At 78.5% G+C, this 1,061-nt stretch carries 1 protein-coding gene; it reads left to right on the top strand.

The genetic code is table 11. The annotated features are described in order from the left end of the window. A partial coding sequence (locus MHW47_RS35615) for a helicase-related protein (RefSeq protein WP_275449978.1) occupies nucleotides 1-1,061 on the top strand: 1,061 nt, incomplete at both ends.

Below are 1,061 nucleotides of genomic sequence, written 5' to 3'. Positions count from 1 at the left end.
CGGCGCATGGCTTGGCTGCTGGTCGAGCGGACCGGGCAGCGCGTCGGGTTCACCGTGCGCGGCGAGCGGGTCGCCGGCCCGGACACCGTGGTGGAGGTCGTCACCACCGGGGTGCTGCTCCAGCGGCTCCAGCGCGACCAGGAGCTGGCCGGGGTGGACGCGGTGATCATCGACGAGTGCCACGAGCGGCACCTCGACGCGGACACGGTGGCCGCCTTCCTGCTGGACGTGCGCGCGGCGCTCCGCCCCGACCTGCGGCTGGTGGCCGCCTCCGCGACGACCGACTCCGAGGGCTGGGCGCGCCTGCTGGGCGACGCCCCGGTCGTCGAGGCGCGGGGCGTGTCGCATCCCGTCGAGGTCGTGTGGGCCCCGCCGCCCGCGCCCGTGCGGCCGCCGCACGGGATGCGGGTGGACCCGGCGCTGCTGCGCCACGTCGCCTCCGTGGTGCGGCGGGCGCTCGCCGAGCGGGACGGCGACGTGCTGTGCTTCCTGCCCGGCCTCGGCGAGATCGGCCGGGTGGCCGGTGAGCTGGCGGGCGTCGGGGCCGAGGTGCTCCAGGTGCACGGGCGGGCCCCGGCGGCGGTGCAGGACGCGGTACTGGCCGGTTCGTCCGGCGGCCGGCGGGTGGTCCTCGCGACCTCGGTGGCGGAGTCGTCGCTGACGGTCCCCGGGGTGCGGACGGTCGTGGACTCCGGGCTCGCCAGGGAACCGCGCACCGACCACGCGCGGGGACTGAGCGCCCTGACGACCGTACGGGCCTCGCAGGCGGCGGGCCGCCAGCGCGCTGGCCGGGCGGGGCGTGAGGCACCGGGCACGGTCTACCGCTGCTGGGACCGGGCGGAGGACGGGCGGCTGGCCCGGTTCCCTTCGCCGGAGATCAAGGTGGCCGATCTGTCGGCGTTCGCCCTGCAGGCGGCCTGCTGGGGCGACCCGGACGCCTCCGGGCTCGCGCTGCTCGACGCGCCTCCGCCGGGCGCGATGGCCGCCGCGCGCGAGGTCCTCACCGCGGTCGGCGCGGTCGGGCCGGACGGCCGGGTCACCGAGCGCGGCGTGCGGATGTC

The organism is Streptomyces sp. OfavH-34-F (assembly GCF_022347745.1).
Taxonomy (GTDB): Bacteria; Actinomycetota; Actinomycetes; order Streptomycetales; family Streptomycetaceae; genus Streptomyces.
The sequence above is the reverse complement of the archived record's forward strand: the minus strand, read 5'-3'. Positions and strand labels throughout refer to the sequence as shown.